Raw genomic sequence first — 22,463 nt, 5'->3', positions numbered from 1 at the left:
ACCGTCGGACTCCCGAACACGTCCCGGATCGTCAGCCGCACGCCCAGCACGTCCGCGATGTGATTCGTCAGCCGAGCCGCGAGCAGCGAATGACCGCCGAGCGCGAAGAAGCTGTCGTCGATGCCGATCGGGTCCGTCGTCTCCAGCGTCGTGCCGAAGAGGGCGACGAGGGTCTCCTCCGTCCGGGTGCGGGGGGCGCGCCGGGTGGCGAGGAGGGCCGTCGGTGCCGGCAGGGCCCGCTTGTCGATCTTGCCGTTGGGGGTGACGGGCAGCCGGTCGAGGAGGGTCAGGTAGGTGGGGACGAGGTGCTCGGGGAGGCGTTCGGCGACGTGCCGCCGGATCTCCTCGGGGTGGAGGTCGGGGTGGGTGTCGGAGTGGCTGTCGCCGTCGGTGACGACGTACGCGGCGAGGCGCTTCTCGTGGACGGTGACGACGGCCTGGGCGACCCCCGGGTGGGTCAGGAGCGCGGCCTCGGTCTCACCGGGCTCGATCCGGAAGCCCCGGATCTTGATCTGGTCGTCCGCCCGCCCCTCGTAGACGAGGCGGCCCTCGGCGTCGAAGCGGGCCAGGTCACCGGTCCGGTACAGCCGGCCGGGCCCGAACGGGTTCGGTACGAAGCGGACGGCCGTCAGGTCCGGCCGTCCCAGGTAGCCGTGGGCCAGGCCCTCGCCGGCCACGTACAGCTCGCCGGTGGTTCCGGGCGGGCACAGGTTCAGGTGGGGGTCGAGGACGTAACTCGCCTTGTTGACGAGGGGTGTTCCGATCGGGATCGCGGTGTGGGGCCGCTCGCCGGGTTCGACGGTGTGGGTCGTGGCGAAGATCATCACCTCGGCGGGGCCGTACCCGTTGAGGATCGTGATGCCGGGCTCGATCCGCTGGAGCTTGTGGACGTGGGCCGGGGAGGCGGCCTCGCCGACGGTGAAGGCGGTGGTGACGGTGGAGAACGCCTCCGGGTGTTCGTCGGTGAGGTAGTTGAAGAGGGTGGCGGACAGCAGGAGCGTGGTGACGCCGTGGCGGCGCGCCAGTTCGGTGACGAGGGCCGGTTCGGGTTTCTGTCCCGGCTGGAGCACGACGGTGCCGCCGTGGAGGAGGCCGCCCCAGAACTCCAGGCTGAACGCGTCCCAGGAGACCGGCGAGCACTGGAGGTACACCTGGTCCGGGCCGGTGGGAAGGTAGGGCTGGCCGACCAGGGTCGACACCAGGTTCCGGTGGGACGACAGGATCGCCTTGGGCCGGCCGGTCGAGCCCGAGGTGAACATCAGGCAGGCCGGGTCGTCGGGGGCGACGGGCAGGCCGGGGTTGCCGGGGCCGTAGGAGAGGAGTTCGCCGGGGGCCTCGGTGTGGGTCGCCCAGGGGCCGTCGAGGCGCCCGGCGAGGGACGGCCGGGTGAGGAGGTGGCGGATGCCGGCGTCGGCGGCCGCCGCGCGGAGGCGCTCGTCGGGGAAGTCGGGGTCGAGCAGGACGTGGGCGGCGCCGGTCTTCAGCACGGCGAGGACGGCGGTGGCGAAGCGGACGCCGCGCTCCAGGAGGACGCCCGCCAGGTCGCCGCGTCCCAGGCCGCGCGCGACCAGGTGGCGGGCCCAGCGGTTGGCGGCGGCGTTGAGCTCGGCGTACGTGACGCTCCGCTCGCCGTCGATCAGCGCGGTCCCGTCGGGATGCCGGGCCGCCTGCTCCTCGAAGCGTTCCACGAGGGTCGTGCCGGCGGTTCCGGCGGTGTCGGCCACCGGTCCGGCCCACGGGCCGGTGAGGAGGGCGCGCTCGGCGTCCGACAGGACGTCGAGGTCGGCGATCCGGCGCTCGGCCGGGCGGTCGGCGGCGAGGACGGTGGTGAGAAAGGCGGCGAAGCGGTCCTGGTGGGCGGCGACGGACGCCGTGTCGACGCCGTCGACCGGGGTGTCGAAGTCGATCCGCAGGCCGTTTCCGGCGCCGAGGTCGAGGACGGCGACGGCGAGGTCGTCCACCGGGCCGTTGCTCACGTTGTGGTTGAGGGTCGGCCGGCCGCACACGGTGAGTTCCGCGTGGAAGCCCATGATGTTGAGGACGGGCGCGGCGAGGCGGCGGGAGCCGTCGACGGTTCCGGCGGCCCGGCACAGGTCCTCGTAGCGGGTCAGCTGGTGGCGCAGTCCGTGCTTGACCTCGGCGGCGGCCGAGCGGACCAGGGCGCCGAGGGGTTCCCCGGGCCGTACCCGGAGCCGGAGCGGCACCACGTTCGACAGCATGCCGGGGGTGCTGCGGGCCTGCCGGGTCGTGCGGCCGGTCACAGGCAGGGCGAGGACCAGTTCCTCGCGGCCGGTGACGCGGTGCAGGTAGACCGAGAAGAGGGCGACGAGGAGGACGGACCAGGAGACCCGCTCGCCGCGGGCGACCGCCCGCAGCCGGTCGGCGTCCGCCGCGGACACCCGTACGCTGCGACGGGCGAAGGGCAGGCCGCCGTGGGCGGCGGGGGCCCGGCCGGTGCCCCGGACCAGGCCGGCGGGCGCGTCGGGGGCGCCGTCGAGGTGCTCCCGCCAGGCGGCCAGGTCGGCGGCGGCCCGCTCGGAGCCCCGGTACTCGGCGTCCTCGGCGAGCAGGTCGGCGAGGCTGCCGAACGGGGAGGGGCCCCAGGGCTCGCCCGCGACCGCCCGTTCGTACAGCTCGACCAGGCGGGCGAGGGCCATCGACACGCCCACGCCGTCGACGACCAGGTGGTGGAAGCCGTAGAAGTAGAAGTACCGCTCCTCGCCCAGTTTGATCAGCGCGCAGCGGACCGGCGGGCGGCGGATCAGGTCGAAGGGGGCGCTGATCATGCCGTCGATCAGCCGCCAGGCCTCGGCCTCCGGGTCGTCGGCCGCGCTCACGTCGGTGAACGGAAGGCTGCGGGGGGCGGTGTTACCGGCATCGGCACCGGCGGCGTCGACGAGTTGCCACACCTGCTCGCCGTCGTCCTCGAAGCCCCGGACGCGGAGGAAGTCGGCCTCCTCGACGAGCCGGAGCCAGGCCGCCGCCATCAGCTCCGGGTCGACCGGCCCGAGGATCTCCCGGCACTCGGCGACGTTGTACTTGACGCCGGTGGGGTCGAGGGCGTGCGCCGTCCAGATGTCACGCTGGGCCACCGAGAGCGGCAACCGGACGGCGGCCGGAGCGGGTGCGACGGGCGTGTCGAACGGCATGGAGGGCTCCTGGAGAGGAAGTCGCGGCGGCTGGCCGGGGCGGGGCGGTGACCCTGGGGCGGGGCAGTGGCCATACAACCCGTGGGGGCGGGCCGGGAGCGGCAGTTGCTCCGGCGGTCCACGAGCGGTTCGGCAGCGCGGCGGCAGTCAGGCGGCAGCGGTTCCGGCAGGAGCGGGGGCACCGGCCGTCGGTGCGCACGCGGTCGCCGTGGCGACGGCCCGTACGACGCACAGCACCCGGAACGCGGAGCGGCCGCCGTCCGTGCTGGACCGGATGACGCCGCCGACCAGCAGGTCGCGGACCATGCGTCCGCAGTGCGGCAGGGGCAGGCCGGTCAGCCGGACGACGTCCTCCAGGAGGAACTCGTCCCGGCCGGCGGCGCACAGTTCGGTGATCAGGCTCCGGTGGCCGGTGGGCAGCCCGGCCAGGGTCCGGCCGACGCTCTCCCGCAGGTGGGAGCCGGAGCGGCCGTCGGCCAGGTGGTCGAGGAGCGGGGCGGGGTCGGACTCGACGATGCCGCGCAGGGTGGGCAGGTCGCAGACGGTGAGCCAGGAGGCGGCCGCGGCGAGGGCGAGCGGGTGCCCGTCGAGGCGGTGGCAGACCCATGCGATGTCCGTCAGGGCCCGGTCGTCGGGGACGATGTCGGGGCGGACGCGGCGGAGCCGGTCGAGGAAGAAGCGGGTGGCGGGGGCGTCCGGGCGGGCGCCCCCGCCCGGGGCGGGCGCCTCCAGGGGCGCGAGGAGGAAGAGGCGTTCGCCGGGGACGTTCCAGGGCGTGTCGGCGGTGACGAGGAGCCGCAGGCCGGGGAGTTCGCGCAGCAGTCGGCTCAGCCGCTGGAAGTCGAGCCGTCCGGTGTCGGCGCCGTCGAGGACGAGGAGCGCCGCGCGGTCGCCGAGGAGGCCGGTGAGTGCGGCCGGGACGGTGTCGGACGGTCCGTCGCCGTGCAGGAAGCCGGCGCAGTCGGCGGCCGGGGCGGCCCGCGGGTCGTCGTCGGCCGGCAGGCAGTCGGCGACCGCTCCGGGGGCGGTGTGCCACAGTACGGGGAGGCCGGCGTCGTGCAGTCTGGCCGCCGCCTCCAGGGCGAGTCTCGTCTTGCCGACGCCGCTCAGGCCCACGACGGTGATCAGCCGTTCCGCTCCGGAGCGCAGTTCCTCGGCGATGACGGCGGCCTCGGCCCGCCGTTCGATCAGCGGGTGCAGGGGTACGGGCGGGGCCGACCGCTCCAGGGGCAGGTGCCGGGCGCCGCCGCGCCGTACCGCCTCCTCCAGGGCCGTGCGGGCCCGGGGTCCCAGGCGCAGGGCGTCGGCGATGAGCCGGACCGTGTCGGTTCTCGGCCGCTGGGCCTTGCCCTTCTCCAGGTCGCGGATGGCGCGGACGCTGATGGTGGACAGGTCGGCCAGCTCGCGCTGGGTCAGGCCGATGCGGAGCCGGTGGCCGCGTATGAGGGTGCCGAGCGCGGCGGTGGCCGCGGTGGCGCCCTCAGGGGAAAGAACGGTCGTCGCCATGGAAAGCCCCCACTGGTCGAGTCGTGGCGGGGCCCTGGCGGCGGCCCGGTCGGGCCGCCGGCCGGCGCAAGGCCCCGCCGTCTGCTGCTCTCCATCGTGAGGACGGGGCTATCCAGGGGATATCCCGTGACTAACTCCCTGGTCAGAGGGGGTGCGCGGAGTCCCGTGATAGCGGAGGGGGCGCCGGCGGGTGCGGGGCCTTCCGGGAGAGGGTGCCGTGATAGTGGGGTGATAAGACAGCGGACGGTCCCGTGAATCCGGTCGTTCCTAGCTTGGTGGTCAGAAGGAAGCACCGCCCCACCACGAGGGAGAATCCGATGTCGAAGACCACCGCCGCCCGCACCGCCCTCCGCACCGCCGTCGCCTCCGCGCTGATCGTGCTCGTGACCGGCGTCGGCGCCGGGGCGAGCTGGGCGGACGAGCCCGTGGGCACGACGACGACGGCCTCCTACGAGAACGGGACCGACGGCGCCACCGGCACCGGCACCACCGGCGGCACCACGGGCACCGCGGCCGCCACCGACAACAACCCGTGGGACTGACCCCGCCCCTCCCGGCGGTGACGGCTCCCCTCCGGGATCGGCCGGCTCCGGTTCCGCACGCGGTCAGCCGGCTCCGAGCAATCGTTTCGCCTCCGCCAGTTCCCGCCCCATCCGCCGCTCGCGGAAGACCTCGACGGCCGGTGTGAGCAGTTCCCGGGAACGCCCCGGTTCCTCCAGGAGCCGGGCGAGGTCCAGACGCACCAGCGCGCCCCCGCTCAGGTCCATGATCTCCTCCCGCGCGGCCACGGCCCGGTCGTAGAAGTCCCTGGCCCGGTCGGGGCGGCCCATCACGGCGAACGCGTGGCCGAGGTCGCGCAGCAGGTGCCCCTCGCCGATCACGTCGCCGGAGTCCCGGCAGAGTTCCAGCACTTCGGTGAAGGTCAGGACCGCCAGGTCGCTCCGGCCCTGTTCCAGGAGCAGCTGTCCGACGCGCCGCAGGGTCCGCGCCCTGCCGCCGGTGTAGCCGACCCCCTCGTAGATCTCCAGCGCCTCGTCCAGCTGCGTCTGCGCCGCCTCGATGTCCCCCTGGCGCATCCGGATGTGGGCGCTCTGGGTCAGGACGATCGCCCGGCCCACCACGTCGCCCGCCCGGTCGAAGTCGGCCAGGGACCTCCGGTACAGCTCCAGGGCCGAGGCGTCGTCGCCGTTCGTGCGCGCGATGAGCGCCATGTCGCGCCGGCACAGCGCCTCGCCCCGGGGTTCGTCGAGCGCCTGGAAGACGTCGAGCGCCGAGTTCAGCGCCTGCCGTGCCGTGTCGAACTGGTTGCGGCTCATGTAGAGCGAGCCGAGCGACGCGCGGACGGCGGCGGTGCCCCGCAGGTTGCCCGCCCTGCGGACCGCGGCGAGGGCCGTCAGGTGCGTCTGCTCCCACAGGTCGTAGTGGCCCCGCACCTCGAAGAGCGTGACGAGGGAGGTGGCGAGGTCCCAGCTGAGGTCGTGGAGTCCTTCCTCCGCGGTGTGCTCGACCATCCGGCACAGGGCGGTCTGTTCCGCGTCGAGCCAGCTCAGCGGGTCGGCCAGGACCGCCTCGGTGTAGGAGGCGGGCGGCTCCCAGCGCGGGGCGTCGCCGTGCAGGACGGTGAAGTCGCCCCCGTACACCGTGCGGTGGGCCTGCTGGGTCAGGTGCATCCAGCCGCCCGCCATGCGGGCCAGTGCCTCCCGCCGCACCTCCGGCGGGTGGTGCGCCGCCAGTTGTTCCCGCGCGTACACCCGGATGATCTCGTGGAAGCGGTACCGGAAGCCGCCGGTGCGCTCCACCCCGTCGACGTCCAGCATCTGCACGTCGACGAGGGGTTCCATGAGGTCCGAGGGGAAGGGGCGGTGGTCGTCGAGCAGGGCGCCCGCCAGCCAGCTGGGGAGGGTCGGCGCCTGGGCCATGCTGAGGAGCCGCAGCAGCCGGCGGTCGTCCGGGCCGAGGCCTTCGTACGTGAGGGACAGGCTGGCCCGCATCGTCATCTCGCCGTGCGTCAGCTCGTCGAGGCGGTGCCGTTCGCTGGCGAGGCGCTGCACCATGGAGGCGAGGGTCCAGTGGGGGCGCGCCGCGAGCCGGGCGGCCACGATCCGCAGGGCCAGCGGGAGCCGTCCGACCGTGCGGACCAGGGCCTCCGCCGCCTGGGCCTCCCCGGCGACCCGCTCCCGGCCGATGATCCTGGCAAGCAGTTCCAGGGCCATGTCCTCGTCGAGGACGTCCAGTTCGACCCGGTGGGCGCCGGGGAGCGCGGTGAGGCGGGCCCGGCCGGTGACGAGGACGGCGCAGCCGCGGCTGCCGGGCAGCAGCGGCAGCACCTGGCCCTCGCCGGCCGCGTCGTCGAGGACCACGAGGACCCGGCGGGAGGCGAGCCGGGTGCGGTACATCTCGGCGCGCTCGTCCAGGGCCTCCGGGATCAGCTGGCCGGGGATGCCGAGGGCCCGGAGGAAGCGGCCGAGGACCTCGGCGGGGGTGGCCGGGGTGCCGGTGGTGCCGCGCAGGTCGCAGTAGAGCTGCCCGTCGGGGAAGCCGGTCTCGGCCAGGGTGTGGGCGACGTGCACGGCGAGGGTCGACTTGCCGGTGCCCGGTTTGCCGGTGATGGCGGCGAGTCCGACCGTGGTGCGGTCCGGTCCCCCGGTCAGTGCCCGTTCCAGGGCGGCGATCCGGGCCCCGTCCGCCACGAAGTCGGCCACGGCGGCGGGGAGCTGGTGCGGGACGGTGTCCTGGCGCGCGACCTCGGGGGCGGGGGCGGGCTCCGGCGCGGGGGCGGCCGGCCCCTCGTCCCGCGGGGTCCGCGCGGGCTCGTCGGGGGCCGTCGCGCGTCCCTGGGCGCGGTCCGCGTCGGTGGCGGGCCGGGCCGGTCCGGCGTCGGTGCCGGCGGGCGGGGGCAGTGCGCCCGCCAGGATCGCCGACTCCAGTTCGCGGAGCTCCCGGCCGGGCTCCAGGCCCAGTTCCTCGGCGAGGATCCGCCGGCCGGCCCGGAAGGCCTCCAGGGCCTCGGCCTGCCGGCCCGACCAGTACAGCGCCTGGATGAGCTGGCCGCGCAGCTTCTCCCGCAGCGGGTGTTCGTGGGTGAGCAGCTGGAGTTCGCCCACGAGCCGGTCGTACCGGCCGAGTTCGAGTTCGAGCTGGATGCGGAGCTCGGTGGCGGTCAGCCGTTCCTCGTTCAGCTGGCGCGCCCGGTTCGCCAGCGGGCCGCAGTCGAAGCCGGACAGGCACTCGCCCTGCCAGAGCGTCACCGCGCTCCTCAGCAGGCGCACGGCCTCGCGGGACGCGCCCCGCTCGCGCAGCCGCCGGGCCCGTAAGACGAGGCCGGTGAAGAGCGACGCGTCCACGTTGCCCGCCTCGGTGTGCAGCACGTAGCCCGGCGGACGGGTCGCGATCGTGGCCTCCCCCGCGGCCCCGGCCAGCAGTTTCCGCAGGCGCGACACGCAGATCTGCACCTGGGTGCGGGCGGTCTCGGGCGGGTTGTCCTCCCAGATGAGGTCCACGAGGTGGTGGGTGCCGACGACCCGGTTGGCGTCGAGGAGCAGGGCCGCGAGGATCACCTCCTGCCGGCCGGGGGGCACCCGCAGGGGTCCGTCGGGGCCGTGCACCTGGAGCGGTCCGAGCAGCCGGAAGGGAAGGCGCGACACGTCCGGAAGTCCCGGGTCTCTCTCACCTGTGCCGTCAGTCACCGATTCCCCCACGAAACAAATGAGTTGACACTTGAGACCCAAGTGAGGACAGTCTCCACATCCACCCCCGCTCTGTCCATGCCGTGAAGATCCCGGTCGGAGATAGAGGGGTGATAACCCGGAGTTGGTGACGCCCCCCAGAATCCTGCACCGAGAGTGAAAGGGGCTCAGCCGTTGAACCGCCACGATGACACGACCATCGGTCTGCCGGGAGAGGTCGACCTGGTCACCGCCGCGGGCGTCGACCACGTCCGTCTCGTCTACGACTACCTCGACGCCGGCGACCTGGACTCGTGCGCCTCCCTGCTGCACGACGGCGTGGTCTTCGAACTGCCCGGCATGCCTCCCGTCCGGGGCCGTACGGCGGTCCTGCGCGCCCGGCTCGGCCACACCCCGCCGAGGGGCCGCCACGAGATCGACCGCGTCGTCGCCCAGAACCGCTGCGTGGTGGCCGCCGGGCGGTGCGTCGACCCGGACGCCGGCGGGCGGGAGCTGCACTTCGTCGACTTCTTCAGCATCACCGACGACGGCATGGTCCGCGCGTGCACCCGGTACTACCACGTGGCGCCCTGAGCGCTCCGGGGCGCGGGGCCGGGCGGTCCGGGCAGGAGGTCCCGGGCCCGTGGGCCTTCCGTCCCTACCCTCCGGGGCCGTACGGGACGGAAGGTGGTCACGACGACCGAATGCCACGAACGACGGCCCAGGAGGCGCGGGAAGGAGCGGCAAGGTGTACGGATCCGTGGACGCGGGGCGGAGTGGGCCGGTCCGCCCGGCGGGGTCGGAGCGATCGGCCGGGGCGCCCGGTGCGGCCGGCTCGACCGGTCCCGCCGGCTCGACGAAACCCGCCCGCCACCGCCCTCACCGCCCCCGCCGCCCGGTCGAGCTTCGTTACCTCCTCGGGCGGGTGCTGCCCTTCCTGGTGCTCGTGGCCGCCCCGCTCGCCGACGTCCTCACCTCGCCGGAGGAGCGTTTCGACCGGCTGCTCATCGCCGCCCCCGCGCTCGCCGCGGTGACCTGGGGCGCCCGCGGGACGCTCGCGGTCGGCGCGCTGGCGATGGGTGCGACCACGGTGCTCGCCCTCGGCCGGGGCGAGCGGCTCTTCCCCGCCCTCCTGGCCGCCCAGACGGTGCTGGCCGTCGTCACCCTGGCCGCGGCCCTGTCCAGCCAGGCGCGCCGGCGGCGGGAGGACGAGCTGCGCCAGGTGAGCGAGGTCGCCGAGGCCGCCCAGTGGGCCCTGCTGCGCCCGCTGCCCCGCCGTCTCGGCGGCGTCGACCTGCGGCTGCTGTACGAGGCGTCCGCGGCCGGCGCGCACGTCGGCGGCGACTTCTACAAGGCCCTGAAGGTCCGGGGAGGCGTGCGGATCATGCTCGGGGACGTCCAGGGCAAGGGCCTCGCGGCCGTCGAGGCCGCCTCGCTGCTGCTCGGCTCGTTCCGCGAGGCCGCGTACACGGCCCCCGGCCTGCCCGCGATCGCGGAGCGCCTGGAGGCGAGCATGGCCCGCTACGCCGAGCGGGCGCCGGAGTCGACGGCGGCCGACCGCTTCGCGACCGTCCTGCTCGCCGAGATCCCCGACGACGAACCGGTCGTACGGCTCCTGAGCTGCGGCCACCCGGCCCCGGTCGTCCAGCGCGGTCCGGTCGTGCGCACGGTCGAGCTGTCCTCGCCCTCCGTGCCGATCCACCTGCCGGTCCCGGTCGACGCGCCCTTCACGGTGGACGAGGTGCCGTTCGCCCCCGGTGACCGGATGCTGATGTTCACCGACGGCGTCAGCGAGACCCGGGACCGGCACGGGACCTTCTACCCGCTGGAGCAGCGGCTGCGCGGCTGGGCGGCCGAGCCGGCCGACCGCGTCCCTGGCCTCCTCAAGGAGGACCTGGCCCGCTTCGGCGCGCGCGGCCTCGACGACGACACGACGGCCGTCCTCGTGGTCCGGGGCGCGGCCGGGGAGGAGGCCCCGCCCCGGCACGAGGACCGCCTGGTCACCCTCTGAGGGCCCCCGGCCCGGCGCGGGCCGGGCGACCGCGTAGGGTCGGTCCGCCCCGTACCGGACCCCGCGAGGAACACCCATGGACCTGCTGCCCTTCACCACGGAACACGCCGCCACGGTGGCGGGCTGGCCCGCCTCGCCCGAGGAGGCCCTCCTGTGGTGCGGAAGCCGGGAGTTCCCCGTGACCGGGCGGACCGTGGCCGGATGGCAGGAGGACCAGGAGGTCCACGGGCACGTGCTCGTCCAGGACGGGACCCTGCTCGGGTACGGCGAGGTCTGGACCGACGCCGAGGAGGACGAGGCCGAGCTGGCGCACGTCGTCGTGGCGCCGGCGGCGCGCGGCGGGGGCGTGGGACGGGTGCTGGTGCGGGCGCTGCTCGACCGGGCCCTCGGCGCCGGTTTCGACGACGTGTACCTGCGGGTCCACCCGGACAACGCCGGCGCGCTGCGCTGCTACGAGGGCGCGGGCTTCGTCCGGGTCGATCCCGCCGAGGCCGCCGGGTGGAACGCCCTCCAGCCGGTGGCGTACGTGTGGCTCACGTGGCCGGGGACGGTCACGGAGACGCCGTAGGGCCAGCGGGGCCGTCCGCGGCCGGGCGGGTGGCGACGAGGACGCCGATCTTGTCGATGCGGTGCTCGGGATTGCCCAGGGCGTCCCGCCAGTGGTTGCCGGCCGCGTCGTCCTCGGGCGTGGCACAGGTGGAGAGGGTGATCATCGCCTTGGTGGGCCTCTCCCCCGGTTTCCCGGGGACCGGGGCGCGCTGTGCGGCGAGGGAGTCGGCGGACCGGAAGGACGTCGAGCGGGTGTCGACGATCCGGTACTCGTACACGGCGTCGTCGGCCGTCACGACGACCGTGTCGCCCTCCTCGACGTCGGGGAGCAGGCGCAGGGGTCCGCCGGCCGAGAGCCGGTGCGCGGTCACGAGGTAGTTGCCGACGTCGCCGGGTCCGACGCCGCCCCGGTCGCCGTGGGGGCTGGCCGCCACCCCTCGGTCCTGGATCCGCGTGCCGTCCCGGTCGTCGCTGGTGCCCTCGTACGGGAGGACGGGCAGGTCGGCCACCCCGATGGAGGGGATGTCCAGCTCGGCGCGGCGCGGGCGTGCCTCGGGGACGGGCGAGGGGGACGGCTCGGCGGTGGCGGGCGTCGGCGTGACGGCGTCGGTACGGGGAGTGGCGGAGGGGGCCGTCGCCGGTGCGCGGACCGTGGGCGGGGCGGTCGTGGCGCCCGCGGGGCCGTCCGGGAAGGGGCCGCAGCCGAGGGCCACGAGGGCCGCGGCGGCGGTCGCGACGGCGAGGCGTGTGCGACGGGTTCGTGTCATGGGGGACGAGCCTTCCGGTGACGTCGTGCGGCTCACCGAGGATTGTCCCGCAAAAGGCGTCCGGGGGGTACTGGATCATGCGCGGGCCCCTCCCCCGGAACGGACGGGTACCGGCACGGGCACGGCCCGGGCGCCGTGGCGGGCGTCCGGGCCGTGCGCGGATCGTGTGCGGGTCGTACACGGGTCGGGTGCGGGTCGTACACGGGTCGGGTGCGGGTCGTCGGGTCAGGGCAGGCGGTGATCCGCGTTCAGCACGGTGCCGCGCTCGGGGCGGTACAGGTCGAAGCCCCGTGTGTCGCACTGCAGGCCGCCGACGATGCAGTGGTCGACCAGGGCCTTGAGGGTGCGCTCCTCCCACGCGTTGAAGAAGTCGTAGTGGAAGGAGTAGCCGCGGCCGCTGGCCAGGCGGACCTGGCTCATGTCGCCGTTGACCGGCCACGCCATCTTGAACTCGATCATCGGGAGGGCGACCGGGTGGGAGGCCGGGCACATGTTGTCGTTGGTGCCGGGCTTGACGACCGGGTAGGCCATGTGGCTCTGGTGGTTCGGGGTGTCGAGGTACTTCCCGTCCCAGCAGCTGGGGGCCTGCATGCGCAGGTTGAGCTGGACGTCGGGCCGGTTCGGACAGCTCGCCGGGATGTCGGTGTTGAAGAAGCTGTCACCGCATTCCCAGCCCTCGACGAACCCCTTGTGGGACCGGAACTCCTGGGCGGTCTGCATCGGGTTGCCGACGACGAACCGCAGCCCCTTGGGGAAGGGCCGCACGCTCCGGTAGTCGGTCACGCCCGCCTTGTAGTAGATGACCTGCGGGCCCACGGGCAGGATCTTCTGGTCGCCCTTGTAGAGCGAGGGCATCCAGTACGCGGAGGCGTCGGCGGGCGCCTTGCAGGTGGTGTTCCCGCCGTAGAGCGAGCCGGTGGTGCTGGCGGCGTTGGTGGAGGTGTTGCCCATGAACGTGTGGTCGTGGGACTTGCCGAACTGGCCCGGGTAGACGATCGGGTCGTCCGGCGCGGTGTGGGTGACGGAGCAGCCGGCCTGGAACTCGTGGTGGTAGGCCGGGGGCGGGGTGGCCGTGGACGGGACGACGCCGGTGACCTGGGGTACGGCCGGGATGTAGCCGTCCCCGTCGGCGTCGTCGCCCGAGGCCTGCGTGGAGGCGGCCATCCGGTGGCCGGTGTGGTTCGCCGCCGCGGCGACGGCGGCCGGGACGCCGGCCTGCGGGTCGGTGGCCTGGGCGATGGTGCCGATGCCGAGGGCGCCGGCGATGAGGGCGGTGCTGACGAGGAGTACGGAGAGCCGCTTCGGACTCGATCTCATGGGGATCTCCTGCCCGTGGGGGTGGTTTCGCGTGGACGCGGGGACGCCACGCGACTGGTGTGGTGGGTTCCCGTGCGGTGGTGCCGGGGCGGCGGGGCCGAGCGGCGGGCCCCGCCACCCCCGTTCGGGGGAGCCGGCGTCGTCAGCTGTAGACGCCGAACTCGTGGAGGGAGTAGCCCCAGCCGGTGCCGCGCGCGGTGAGCTGGAGCTTGACGTAGCGGGCCGTGGTGGAGGTTTCGACGGTGTCGATGTCGCCGTTGCCCGTGGTGGTGGTGTGGAGGGTGCGCCAGGTCGTGCCGTTGTCGGAGACCTGGACCTCGTAGGACTTGGCGTAGGCGGGGTCCCAGACGAGTTGGAGCGTGCGGATCGGCTTGGCGGAGCCGAGGTCCACCTGGATCCACTGCGGGTCGCTCCAGTCGCTGGCCCAGCGGGTGGCGGTGTTGCCGTCGAAGGCGTTGGAGGCGGGGCAGGGGCAGTCGCCGTAGGAGGCCTGGGCGGAGGAGGCGGTGGCGGGCCTGCCCAGGGCGATGTTGGTGCCGGCGACGGGCGGGGCGACGACCTTCACGGACCTGGTCTCGATGCCGGCGTTGCCGCGGCCGTCCTCGGCCTGGATGTAGACCTTCCAGACGCCGAGCTTCTCGGGCGCGGTGACGGCGAAGGTGCCGTTGCCGGTGGAGCGCCACTGCGCGTCGACGAGCCGCTTGTCGCCGTTGGCGTAGTTTCCGCTGAGGTAGATCTTGGGGGTGACCGGGTCGCCGTCGGGGTCGCGGATGTCGGCGCGGACCGTGAACTCGCGTCCGGCCGGGGCCGCGGAGGCGGGGGTGACGGTCATGTTCGTGATGACCGGCGGGGTGTTGTCGCCGGCGGTGGAGCCGGTGTAGGCCTTCTTGACGGCGTAGTACGACAGGCGCTTGAGGCCGTCGGGGAGGAGGTTGAACCAGACGCCGCCGAAGTCGTGTTCGAGGCCGTAGTGGAAGAGGGTGGCGCCGAGGGCGACGCCCTGGTGGCCGGTGACGCAGCCCCAGGCCTTGGTGTAGCCGTCGGCCTTCTGCACGTCGGTCGGCTCGTCCGGGATGCCGTTGACGTCGTTGGGCACCTCCCACTCGCCGGCGGGGCCTCCCTCGGTGATGACGTACGGCTTGTTGTAGCCGCCGTCGATCCAGTCCTGGCGCACCTTGCAGAGGTTGCCGTAGGAGTTCATCGAGTACAGGTCGAGGTCGGGGGCGTTGCGCTTGTAGTAGGGCCAGGCCCCGGTCCAGGCGTCCGTGGAGGTCACGGGGTGGTCGGGGTCGATGGAGTGGATCTTCTTGGCGACGTCGTTGACGAAGGTCGTGTACGCGTTGCGCTGGGCTTCGAGTTCGGTGCCGCCGTAGCAGTTCTGCAGGCCGAGGACGGACTCGTTGCCGACGTTCCACATGAGGGTGGCCGGGTGGGACTTGTAGGTGTCGACCCACTTGGCGAACTCGGTGAGCATGGTGTTCTTGTACGTCGTGTCGGTGACGTAGTTGACGCAGCCGCCGGCGCCGGGGCCGCCGCCGGGCTGGAGCCAGAAACCGTTGATGACCTTGAGCCCCTGGGCGGCCGCGGCGTCGAGCAGGGGCTTGCTGGAGGCGTCCGTCCCCCAGGTCCTGACGGTGTTGACGCCCATGGACTTCAGGTCCGGCATGTAGCGGGGGGCGTCGGCCATCGCCGGGCCCCAGGTGAGGCCCTTGACCGTGTAGGGCTGTCCGCCGACGGTCAGCCGCCAGTTCCCCTGCGAGCCGGTGACCCGGACGGCGCCGCCGGGCTCGGGCTGGGTGGTGCCGCTCTCGCCGTAGACCCGGAACTCCCAGAGGGAGTAGCCGTATCCGGTGGCGCGGGTGACGCCCTGGAGGCGTACGTAGCGGCCGGTGCCGGAGACCGTGAGTTCGTCGGTGCCGCCGTCGCCGGCGGTGACGGACCTGACGGTGCGCCAGTCGGTGCCGTTGTCGGAGAGCTGGATGTCGTAGGCCTTGCCGTAGGCGCCCTCCCAGTTCAGTACGACGCGGCTGACGTTCGCGCGGGCGCCGAGGTCGACCTGGAGCCACTGGCCGTCGCTCCACTGGCTGGCCCAGCGGGTGCCGGTGAGGTCGCCGTCGACGGCGGCGGACGCGGTGTAGGCGGCGCCCTCGGTCGAGGAGGCGGTGGCGGTCTTCCCCTGGGAGAGGAGGGTCTCGGCGGCGGTGGCGGGTGCCGCGGCCAGCACGGTGGCGGAGGTGGCGAGCAGGGCACCGAGGGACACGAGCGAGGCCGTGGTGCGGGCCCGCCTTCGTGTGGTCGGGGCGGTGGTCATGGAGGCTCCTGGACAGGAAGTGGAGGGAGTGGGCATCGCCTTCCGGGCGGCGCGGCGGGGACCTGGAGCGCCGCCCGGAAGGGGTGGGGGGGCCGGGACGCGCCGGTCGTGGCGCGTCCCGGCGGGACCGTCAGGGGAAGGAGACGACGGTGGAGGGCACGGTCGAGGTGCCCGCGGGGATGGTGGAGGCCCCGGTGTCGTTGATGACGTGGTTGTAGTGGCCCATGCCGCCGAGGGAGACCACGAGGAGGCTGTGGAACTTCACCCCCGGCTTGACGGGTGCCTTGAAGCCGTGGTCCTGGACGATGGTCGGGTCCACGTTGTAGTTGCAGTAGCTGCCGAGGCCCCACGCCTCGTGGGTGTTCACGGAGTCGTCGACCCGGTAGGCGGCGTAGCCCTTCGTGGCGCCGTTCTGGATGGCGGCCTGGTTGGGGGCGTCGTACGCCTTCTCGTTCTGGTAGAAGATCGTGCGGCCGCGCTCGCCGTACCACTCGACGTCGTACTTGTTGAAGTGCTCGACGAACAGGCCGGTGGCGAGCACGTCGTCGCCGTTGACGCGGACGCCGTAGTCGGCGCGGTTGGTCTCCCAGCCCCAGCCCTCGCCGTGGTCGGCGCGCCACACCCAGGTGTGGTCGATGATGGCGTCGTCGCTGTTCACGACCACGCTGGTGGTGGCCTTGCCGGCGCCGGCGCCGCCGATGCGGACGTACACGTCCTGCACGGTGGTGGGGTTGGCGGCGTGGTCGGCGGAGGAGTTCTGCGGGCCGAGCTCCAGCAGGGTCGGGGAGTTGACCGGGCCGGCGTCGATCAGGAAGCCGGCGAGGCGGACGCCGTCGACGTCGGCGACCTTCATCGCGGTGACGCCGTTGTCGGGGATGATCGTGGCGAGGCCGAGGCCGAGCACGATGGTGTTGGCGCGGTCCACGTTGATGGTCCGGTCGACGTGGTAGACGCCCGGGGTGAACAGCAGGTTCAGGCCCTGGGCCAGTGCCTGGTTGATGGTGGCGGCGGTGGCGCCGGGCTTGACCACGTAGAACTGGCTGAGCGGGACGGACTGGCCCTGCGGGGTGCCGTTGGCCCAGCTGGTGCCGCGCGCGTTGGTCCGCTTGGCGGGCGCGAAGACCTTGTACTCGTTGCCGTCGAGGTAGAGGTAGGGCTTCTCGCGGGAGATCGGGGTGGTGTCGAGCGTGGTGTAGCGCGGCTCCGGGAAGGAGGTCGCCGGTGCGCCCTCGACGCCCGAGAAGGTCTGGTTCCAGACGCTGTTGGACCAGCCGCCGATGGAGCTCTCGCGGGTGTACCACTGCTGCTGCGAGTAGTTCCCGACCTGGCCGTCGATCTTCGAGTCGGCGATGTAGCCGCCGCTGGCCCAGCCGTAGCCGTTGGGCGCGAGGTTGAGGCCGCCCTTGACGTGCATGCGGCGGAAGGAGGACGCCTGCGAGACGGCCCACCGGTTGGTGCCGTTGACCGGGTTGAGGGTCAGGCCCTCGGCACCGCGCCAGAAGTTCTGGGTGGCGTTGCCGTTGAACCAGCCGGCGTCGACGGTCACGTCGCCGTTGATGGTGGTGTCGCCGGGGCGCAGGCCGAGGCCGGCGATCTGGGTGTAGAAGCCGATCTGGGCGTTGAGGCCGTTGTACGTGCCCGGCTTGAAGAGGAAGGCGTGCCGGCCGGAGCCGAACTGGGCCGACTCCTGCTGCTGGAAGACCTGGTCCAGCTTGGCCTGGATGCCGGGGGTGGCGGGGTCGAAGACGTGCACGTTGGGGCCGAGGTCGCCGCCGCCGGGGAGGGTGGGCCCGGTGGTGTCGGTGGTGCCGTACACCTGGAACTCCCAGAGGGAGAAGCCGTATCCGGTGGCGCGGGTCTGTCCGTTCATGCGGACGTAGCGGCCGGTGCCGGAGAGGGTGACGTTGTCGGTGCCGCCGTCGCCGGCGGTGACGGTGGTGACGGTCCGCCAGTCGGTGCCGTTCTCGGAGGCCTGGATCTGGTAGCCCTTGCCGTAGGCGGCCTCCCAGCTCAGGGTGGCGCTGGTGAGCGTGGCGCTGCGGCCGAGGTCGACCTGGAGCCACTGGGCGTCCTGCCACTGGCTGGCCCAGCGGGTGCCGAAGTCGCCGTCGACGGCGGCGGACGCGGCGAAGGGCCCGCCTTCGGTGGAGGAGGCGGTGGCGGTCTTGCCCTGCGAGAGCAGGGTGGGGGCCGCCTGGGCCGTCGTGGCGGGGGCGAGGGCGAGCAGGCCGCCGGCCAGGGACGTGACGAGTGCGCCGACGGTGGCTCGTCGGACGGCTGAGACGGGACGCCGGAGGACCGGCGGGGACCCGACGGAGGACATGGGTCTCCTCTGGGATACATGGGGGAAACGTGGGAGAGCGCTCTCCGAAACCTTGCCTGTAGGGCGAGTTGACGGTCAAGGCGTGTGACACGACTTTTCTTTTGGCTTTCATTAAGTCACGACACCGATGGCTTCCGGCCGGTCCCGATCCGTTCTCCCACCGGACACACCGCACCGTTAAAGTGCGGAGGTGGGGAATCGAGTACCGACTCTGGAAGACGTCGCACGTGAGGCGGGGGTGTCGCGCGCCACGGTGTCCCGGGTCGTCAACGGGGTGCGGAACGTGGCCCCCGACATCCAGCGGAGCGTGCGCGACGCCATCGCCCGCACCGGCTACACGCCCAACCAGGCCGCCCGTTCCCTGGTGACGCGGCGGGCCGGGGCCGTCGCCCTGGTGCTCTCCGCGGCGGGCGGGGCCTTCACCGCCCGGGTCTTCTCCGACCCGTTCTTCGGGCGCGTCGTGGACGGCGTCCTGCCCGTGCTGCGCGAGCGCGCGATCCAGCCGGTGCTGCTCGTCGCCGAGTCGGAGCAGGCCGGGACCCAGCTCGTCGAGTACCTGCGGCAGGGGGCCGCCGACGGGGCCCTCGTGGTGCCGCTGGACGACGAGGACCCGCTGCCGGCGATGCTGGTGGCGGCGGGCCTGCCCACGGTGCTCTTCGGCAGGCCCCGCCGCGGGGAGGGGTACGGCTTCGTCGACCTCGACAACGACGCCGGGGCGCGGCTCGCGGCCGAGCACCTGTGGGCCACCGGCCGGCGGCGCCCCGCCACCATCGCCGCACCGGTCACCGCCCCCGCGGCGGCGGCGCGCCTGGACGGCTTCCGCCGGGCGTTCGCCGCCCGGGGCGTGACGCGGGTGCCGGTCGTACGGGGCCGGTTCACGGTCGACAGCGGCCGGCACGCCATGGCCGAGCTGCTGAGGGAGCACCCGGACGTCGACGCGGTGTTCGCCGCGAACGACCTGATGGCCCAGGGCGCCTGCGAGTACCTGCGCGAGCAGGGCGTGGACGTGCCCGGCGCGGTGGCCGTCGTGGGCTTCGACGACTCGGCGGCCGCGCGCAGGGCACGGCCCCGGCTGACCACCGTGCGCCAGCCGGTGGAGCGCATGGCGGCCGCGATGGCCGGGCTCCTGATCGAGGAGCTGGAGGGCGCCGGACCCCGGGCCGCCTCGAAGGTCTTCGAGCCGGTCCTCGTCGTGCGCGAGTCCGCCTGACGCCCCCCAGGGGGTGAGGGCGTCCAGTACGGCGAGCCGTTCCGTGACGCGGGCGGCGGACCTCGGCGGGCCGGCGGCCGAACCTCGGGGGCAGGTCGGCGAGGACCCCGGCCGGGGCGGTCCGGTCGCGGGCGGCGTCCCAGGTGGTGCCGTCGAGGCAGGAGGGGAGCAGCCACTCGGCGGGGGCGCGGGGGCCGGCGGGTTCGTGGTGGAGGACGGCGGGCACCCGGACGCCGGCGGCGAGGCGGTGGAGGAGCGCCTCGGTGCCGAGGAGGCCCTTCTCGTACGTGAGGGCGGGAGCGCGCGGCGGCCTCCGGAGGGCCGCCCCGGACCGTGCCGGGCGGCCTGCCGGAGGCTCGCGTCGGGTGCCGGTCAGCCGGCGGTCGCCTCCCGGTGGGCGCGGATGACGTCCGCGTACCGCCGGCCGCTCGTCTTCACGGTCCGCCGCTGCGTGGCGTAGTCGACGTGGACGAGTCCGAAGCGCTTGTCGTAGCCGTAGGCCCATTCGAAGTTGTCGAGCAGGGACCAGGCGTAGTACCCGGCGAGCGGGACGCCCTTGCGGACGGCGCGGGCGCAGGCCGCGAGGTGCTGCTCCAGGTAGCCGGTGCGCTCCGGGTCGTGGACGGCGCCGTCGGGGCCGACGGTGTCGGGGAAGGCCGAGCCGTTCTCGGTGACGTACAGCTCGCGCACGCCGTAGTCCTCGGTGAGCCGCAGCAGGAGGGCCTCCAGGCCGTCGGCGTCGATCTGCCAGTCCATGCCGCTGCGGGGCACGTCGGGCAGGCGCACCTCGCGGGCGTACGGGACGGGTCCTTCGGGGTCGTCGGCGACGGTGACCGGGAAGTAGTAGTTGAGGCCGTGCCAGTCGAGGGGGGCGGCGATGAGCTCCGCGTCGCCCGGCCGCTCGGGGAGTTCGACGCCGTACAGCTCGCGCATGTCGGCCGGGAAGCCGCGGCCGTGGACCGGGTCGAGCCACCAGCGGTTGGTGTGGCCGTCCATGCGGGCCGCGGCGGCGAGGTCCTCGGGCCGGTCGGAGGCGGGCGCGACGGTGGAGTGGTTGGTGACCAGTCCGATCCGGGCGCCGGGGGCGGCGGCGCGCAGCGCCTGGGTGGCGAGGCCGTGGCCGAGCAGCAGGTGGTACGAGGCGCGGACGGCGGCCGTGAGGTCGGTGAGGCCCGGGGCCATCCGGCCCTCCAGGTGGCCGATCCAGCCGGAGCAGAGCGGTTCGTTGAGGGTGGCCCAGCGGGTGACGCGGTCGCCGAGGCGCTCGGCGACGGCGGTGGTGTAGGCGGCGAGGTGCTCGGCGGTCTCGCGGACGGTCCAGCCGCCGCGGTCCTGGAGGGCCTGCGGCAGGTCCCAGTGGTAGAGGGTGACGGAGGGGGTGATGCCGGCGTCGAGGAGGCCGTCGACGAGCCGGTCGTAGAAGTCGAGTCCGGCCTTGTTGACGGGTCCGTCGCCGCCGGGCACGACGCGGGGCCAGGCGACGGAGAGCCGGTAGGCGTCGGTGCCCAGCTCCTTCATCAGGGCGATGTCCTCGGGCCAGCGGTGGTAGTGGTCGCAGGCGGTGTCGCCGTGGTCGCCGTTGTCGATCGCGCCGGGGACCCGGGAGAAGGTGTCCCAGATGGAGGGGGCCCGTCCGTCCTCGGCGACGGCGCCCTCGATCTGGTAGGCGGAGGTCGCCGTGCCCCAGGCGAAGGACGGCGGGAAGGCCTCCAGGTCGAGCACGGGGCGGGGACCGGTGGATTCGGACACGGGGAACCTCTTCGTGGTCGGTGTGGAGAAGGACGTCACTTGACCGCACCCGCGGTGAGGCCGGCGACGAGGTAGCGCTGGAGGAGCAGGAACCCGACGACGACGGGGACGCTCACCACGAGGGAGGCGGCCATCACCTGGTTCCAGTAGACGTCGTTCAGGGTGGCGTAGCCCTGGAGCCCGACGGCGAGGGTGCGCGTGGTGTCGTTGGTCATGACCGAGGCGAAGAGGACCTCGCCCCAGGCCGTCATGAAGGCGTAGATCGCGACGGCGACGATGCCGGGCGTCGCGGCCGGGATGATCACGCGGAACAGCGCCTTGATCGGCCCGCAGCCGTCGACCTTGGCCGCTTCGTCGAGTTCGCGCGGGATCGAGTCGAAGTAGCCGGTCAGCATCCAGATGGAGAACGGCAGCGAGAAGGTCAGATAGGTGAGGATCAGCCCTTCGCGGGAGCCGAACAGGGCGATGCCGGTGGCGTTGCCGAGGTTGACGTAGATGAGGAAGAGCGGCAGCAGGAAGAGGATGCCGGGGAACATCTGCGTCGAGAGGACCGTCACCGTGAAGACCCGTTTGCCGCGGAAGGAGTAGCGGCTGACGGCGTACGCGGCGAAGATCGCGACGATCACCGAGAACACCGTGGCCGCGCCCGCGACGACGATCGAGTTCACGAAGTAGTCGGCGAGCGGGACGGTCTCCCAGATGTCGAAGTAGGGCCGGAGCGTGAGCCCGGAGGGGATCCACTCGAACTTCCCCGAGACGTCCTTGAGGGGCTTGAGGGAGCTGGAGACCATCACGTACACCGGCAGGACGACGAAGCCGGTGAGCAGGGTGAGGAAGATCCGCCGGGTCCAGAGGAACGAGCGGGGTGCCGCCATGGGCGACCGGACGGCCGTGCGCCGGGCTGCGTGCTCAGACATCGGAGGTCTTCCTTCCGCGGGTGGTGAGCAGGAGGTAGACGCCCGTGACGACGAGGAGGAAGAGCAGCAGCAGTACGGACATGGCCGAGCCGGTGCCGAAGTTCCACGTCTGGAAGGACGACTGGTAGATGTGGAGCGAGATCAGGTCGGCGGCTTCGGGGGCCGCCTTGCCGAAGAGCACGAACGGCGTGTTGAAGTCGTTGAACGTCCACAGGAAGAGGACGAGGACGAGGACCTGGTTGACGGAGCGCAGGGACGGCAGGGTGATGTGCCGGATCTGCTTCCACACGCCGGCGCCGTCGAGGGCGGCGGCCTCGTACATGTCCCGGGGGATGTTCTGCAGTCCCGCCATGACGGTGAGGAAGGCGAAGGGCCAGCCCTTCCAGACGGAGACGATCAGCAGGGCCCAGAAGCTGTTGTCCCCGATGAGCCAGAAGGCGGGGCTGTCGCCGATGCCGAGCTGCTCGTGCAGGACGTGGTTGATGGCGCCGTTGTCCCGCTGGAACATGAACGCCCAGGTGATGACGGCCGCGTAGACCGGCAGGGCGTACGGGACGAGGAACAGGGTCCGCAGGAACGCCCGGCCGCGGAAGTTCTCCTGGAGGAAGACCGCGGCGGCCGTTCCGAGGAGCCAGCACAGGCCCACGGACAGGACGGTGAACAGACAGGTCGTCAGGAAGGACTTGAGGAGCGCCTGCCCGACGGGGGCGTCGAAGTCGATCGCGACGCTGTAGTTGTCGAACGCCGTCCAGGGCGCCTCGGACCAGTTCCGGATGTAGAACTGGGTGAGCTCGCGGAAGCTCATGGTGATGCCCATGAGCATCGGGACGAGGTGGACGAGGAGTTCGAGGAGCAGGGCGGGCAGGAGCAGCAGGTACGGCAGTGCGACGCGGCGGCGCCCGGAGCGGCGCGGGGTGCGCGCCTCTCCGGGTGCGGCCTTGCGCACCGTCCGCTCACTCGGAGGAGTGACGACGGTTTCGGTCATGGTG

General features: G+C 73.2%; 15 protein-coding genes. 5 read left to right on the top strand and 10 right to left on the bottom strand.

What is annotated here, in order from left to right; all coding sequences use genetic code 11:
- Together ADL08_RS30515 and ADL08_RS30510 are read right to left on the bottom strand one after the other, a co-directional pair.
- Window positions 1-3,149, bottom strand: a 3,149-nt coding sequence (locus ADL08_RS30515) for a non-ribosomal peptide synthetase (RefSeq protein ID WP_159043147.1), incomplete at its 3' end; no start/stop codon positions are given.
- A 147-nt stretch (window positions 3,150-3,296) separates the two neighbouring features.
- Window positions 3,297-4,655: a helix-turn-helix domain-containing protein gene (locus tag ADL08_RS30510; RefSeq protein WP_053648694.1), complete on the bottom strand. Its 1,359-nt coding sequence runs from the start codon at window positions 4,653-4,655 to the stop codon at window positions 3,297-3,299.
- Between the two features lie 317 nt (window positions 4,656-4,972).
- On the opposite strand from ADL08_RS30510, the gene ADL08_RS34900 reads away from it, so the two are divergent.
- Window positions 4,973-5,197, top strand: a complete 225-nt coding sequence (locus tag ADL08_RS34900; RefSeq protein ID WP_063885385.1) for a hypothetical protein — start codon at window positions 4,973-4,975, stop codon at window positions 5,195-5,197.
- Window positions 5,198-5,260: 63 nt separating this feature from the next.
- On the opposite strand, the gene ADL08_RS30505 is transcribed toward ADL08_RS34900, so the two are convergent.
- The gene (locus ADL08_RS30505) at window positions 5,261-8,299 is read right to left on the bottom strand and encodes an AfsR/SARP family transcriptional regulator (protein ID WP_234352321.1); all 3,039 of its coding nucleotides are present in this window, start codon (window positions 8,297-8,299) and stop codon (window positions 5,261-5,263) included.
- Between the two features lie 216 nt (window positions 8,300-8,515).
- Between ADL08_RS30505 and ADL08_RS30500 the strand changes: the two genes are divergently transcribed.
- The 3 genes from ADL08_RS30500 (at window position 8,516) to ADL08_RS30490 (ending at window position 10,899) form a co-directional block, all read left to right on the top strand.
- Window positions 8,516-8,914, top strand: coding sequence for a nuclear transport factor 2 family protein (locus ADL08_RS30500; RefSeq protein WP_053648692.1), 399 nt, complete (start codon window positions 8,516-8,518; stop codon window positions 8,912-8,914).
- A gap of 331 nt (window positions 8,915-9,245) precedes the next feature.
- Complete coding sequence (locus ADL08_RS30495; RefSeq protein ID WP_234352320.1) at window positions 9,246-10,331, top strand: PP2C family protein-serine/threonine phosphatase; 1,086 nt, start codon at window positions 9,246-9,248, stop codon at window positions 10,329-10,331.
- Between the two features lie 76 nt (window positions 10,332-10,407).
- Window positions 10,408-10,899: a GNAT family N-acetyltransferase gene (locus tag ADL08_RS30490; protein ID WP_053648690.1), complete on the top strand. Its 492-nt coding sequence runs from the start codon at window positions 10,408-10,410 to the stop codon at window positions 10,897-10,899.
- Here the strand turns inward: ADL08_RS30490 and ADL08_RS30485 are convergent.
- The 4 genes from ADL08_RS30485 to ADL08_RS30470 form a co-directional block, all read right to left on the bottom strand.
- Window positions 10,883-11,647, bottom strand: coding sequence for a class E sortase (locus ADL08_RS30485; RefSeq protein WP_078968519.1), 765 nt, complete (start codon window positions 11,645-11,647; stop codon window positions 10,883-10,885). The two genes, ADL08_RS30490 and ADL08_RS30485, sit on opposite strands and share 17 nt — an antisense overlap.
- Before the next feature lie 225 nt (window positions 11,648-11,872).
- Complete coding sequence (locus ADL08_RS30480; protein WP_053648688.1) at window positions 11,873-12,964, bottom strand: DUF1996 domain-containing protein; 1,092 nt, start codon at window positions 12,962-12,964, stop codon at window positions 11,873-11,875.
- Window positions 12,965-13,106: 142 nt separating this feature from the next.
- Window positions 13,107-15,275, bottom strand: a complete 2,169-nt coding sequence (locus tag ADL08_RS30475; RefSeq protein WP_053648686.1) for a discoidin domain-containing protein — start codon at window positions 15,273-15,275, stop codon at window positions 13,107-13,109.
- A gap of 130 nt (window positions 15,276-15,405) precedes the next feature.
- Window positions 15,406-17,598, bottom strand: a complete 2,193-nt coding sequence (locus ADL08_RS30470; RefSeq protein WP_053648684.1) for a discoidin domain-containing protein — start codon at window positions 17,596-17,598, stop codon at window positions 15,406-15,408.
- A 190-nt stretch (window positions 17,599-17,788) separates the two neighbouring features.
- Here ADL08_RS30470 and ADL08_RS30465 point away from each other — a divergent pair, with 190 nt between their 5' ends.
- On the top strand, window positions 17,789-18,808 hold the full coding sequence (locus ADL08_RS30465; RefSeq protein ID WP_053648682.1) for a LacI family DNA-binding transcriptional regulator: 1,020 nt from the start codon (window positions 17,789-17,791) through the stop codon (window positions 18,806-18,808).
- 372 nt (window positions 18,809-19,180) lie between these two features.
- On the opposite strand, the gene ADL08_RS30460 is transcribed toward ADL08_RS30465, so the two are convergent.
- Genes ADL08_RS30460 through ADL08_RS30450 form a run of 3 tightly spaced genes read right to left on the bottom strand, consistent with a single transcriptional unit; the run spans window position 19,181 to window position 22,459 of the window.
- Window positions 19,181-20,557 (bottom strand): GH1 family beta-glucosidase, encoded by a 1,377-nt coding sequence (locus ADL08_RS30460; RefSeq protein ID WP_234352319.1) that lies wholly within the window; start codon window positions 20,555-20,557, stop codon window positions 19,181-19,183.
- A gap of 35 nt (window positions 20,558-20,592) precedes the next feature.
- A complete protein-coding gene (locus ADL08_RS30455) occupies window positions 20,593-21,432 on the bottom strand; it encodes a carbohydrate ABC transporter permease (protein ID WP_053648696.1) in 840 nt (279 codons plus the stop codon).
- A 34-nt stretch (window positions 21,433-21,466) separates the two neighbouring features.
- The gene (locus ADL08_RS30450; RefSeq protein ID WP_053648680.1) at window positions 21,467-22,459 is read right to left on the bottom strand and encodes a carbohydrate ABC transporter permease; all 993 of its coding nucleotides are present in this window, start codon (window positions 22,457-22,459) and stop codon (window positions 21,467-21,469) included.
- Window positions 22,460-22,463: the final 4 nt, after the last annotated feature.

This window comes from Streptomyces sp. NRRL F-6492, assembly GCF_001280125.1.
Classification (GTDB): domain Bacteria; phylum Actinomycetota; class Actinomycetes; order Streptomycetales; family Streptomycetaceae; genus Streptomyces.
This window is presented reverse-complemented; position numbering and strand designations above follow the sequence as displayed.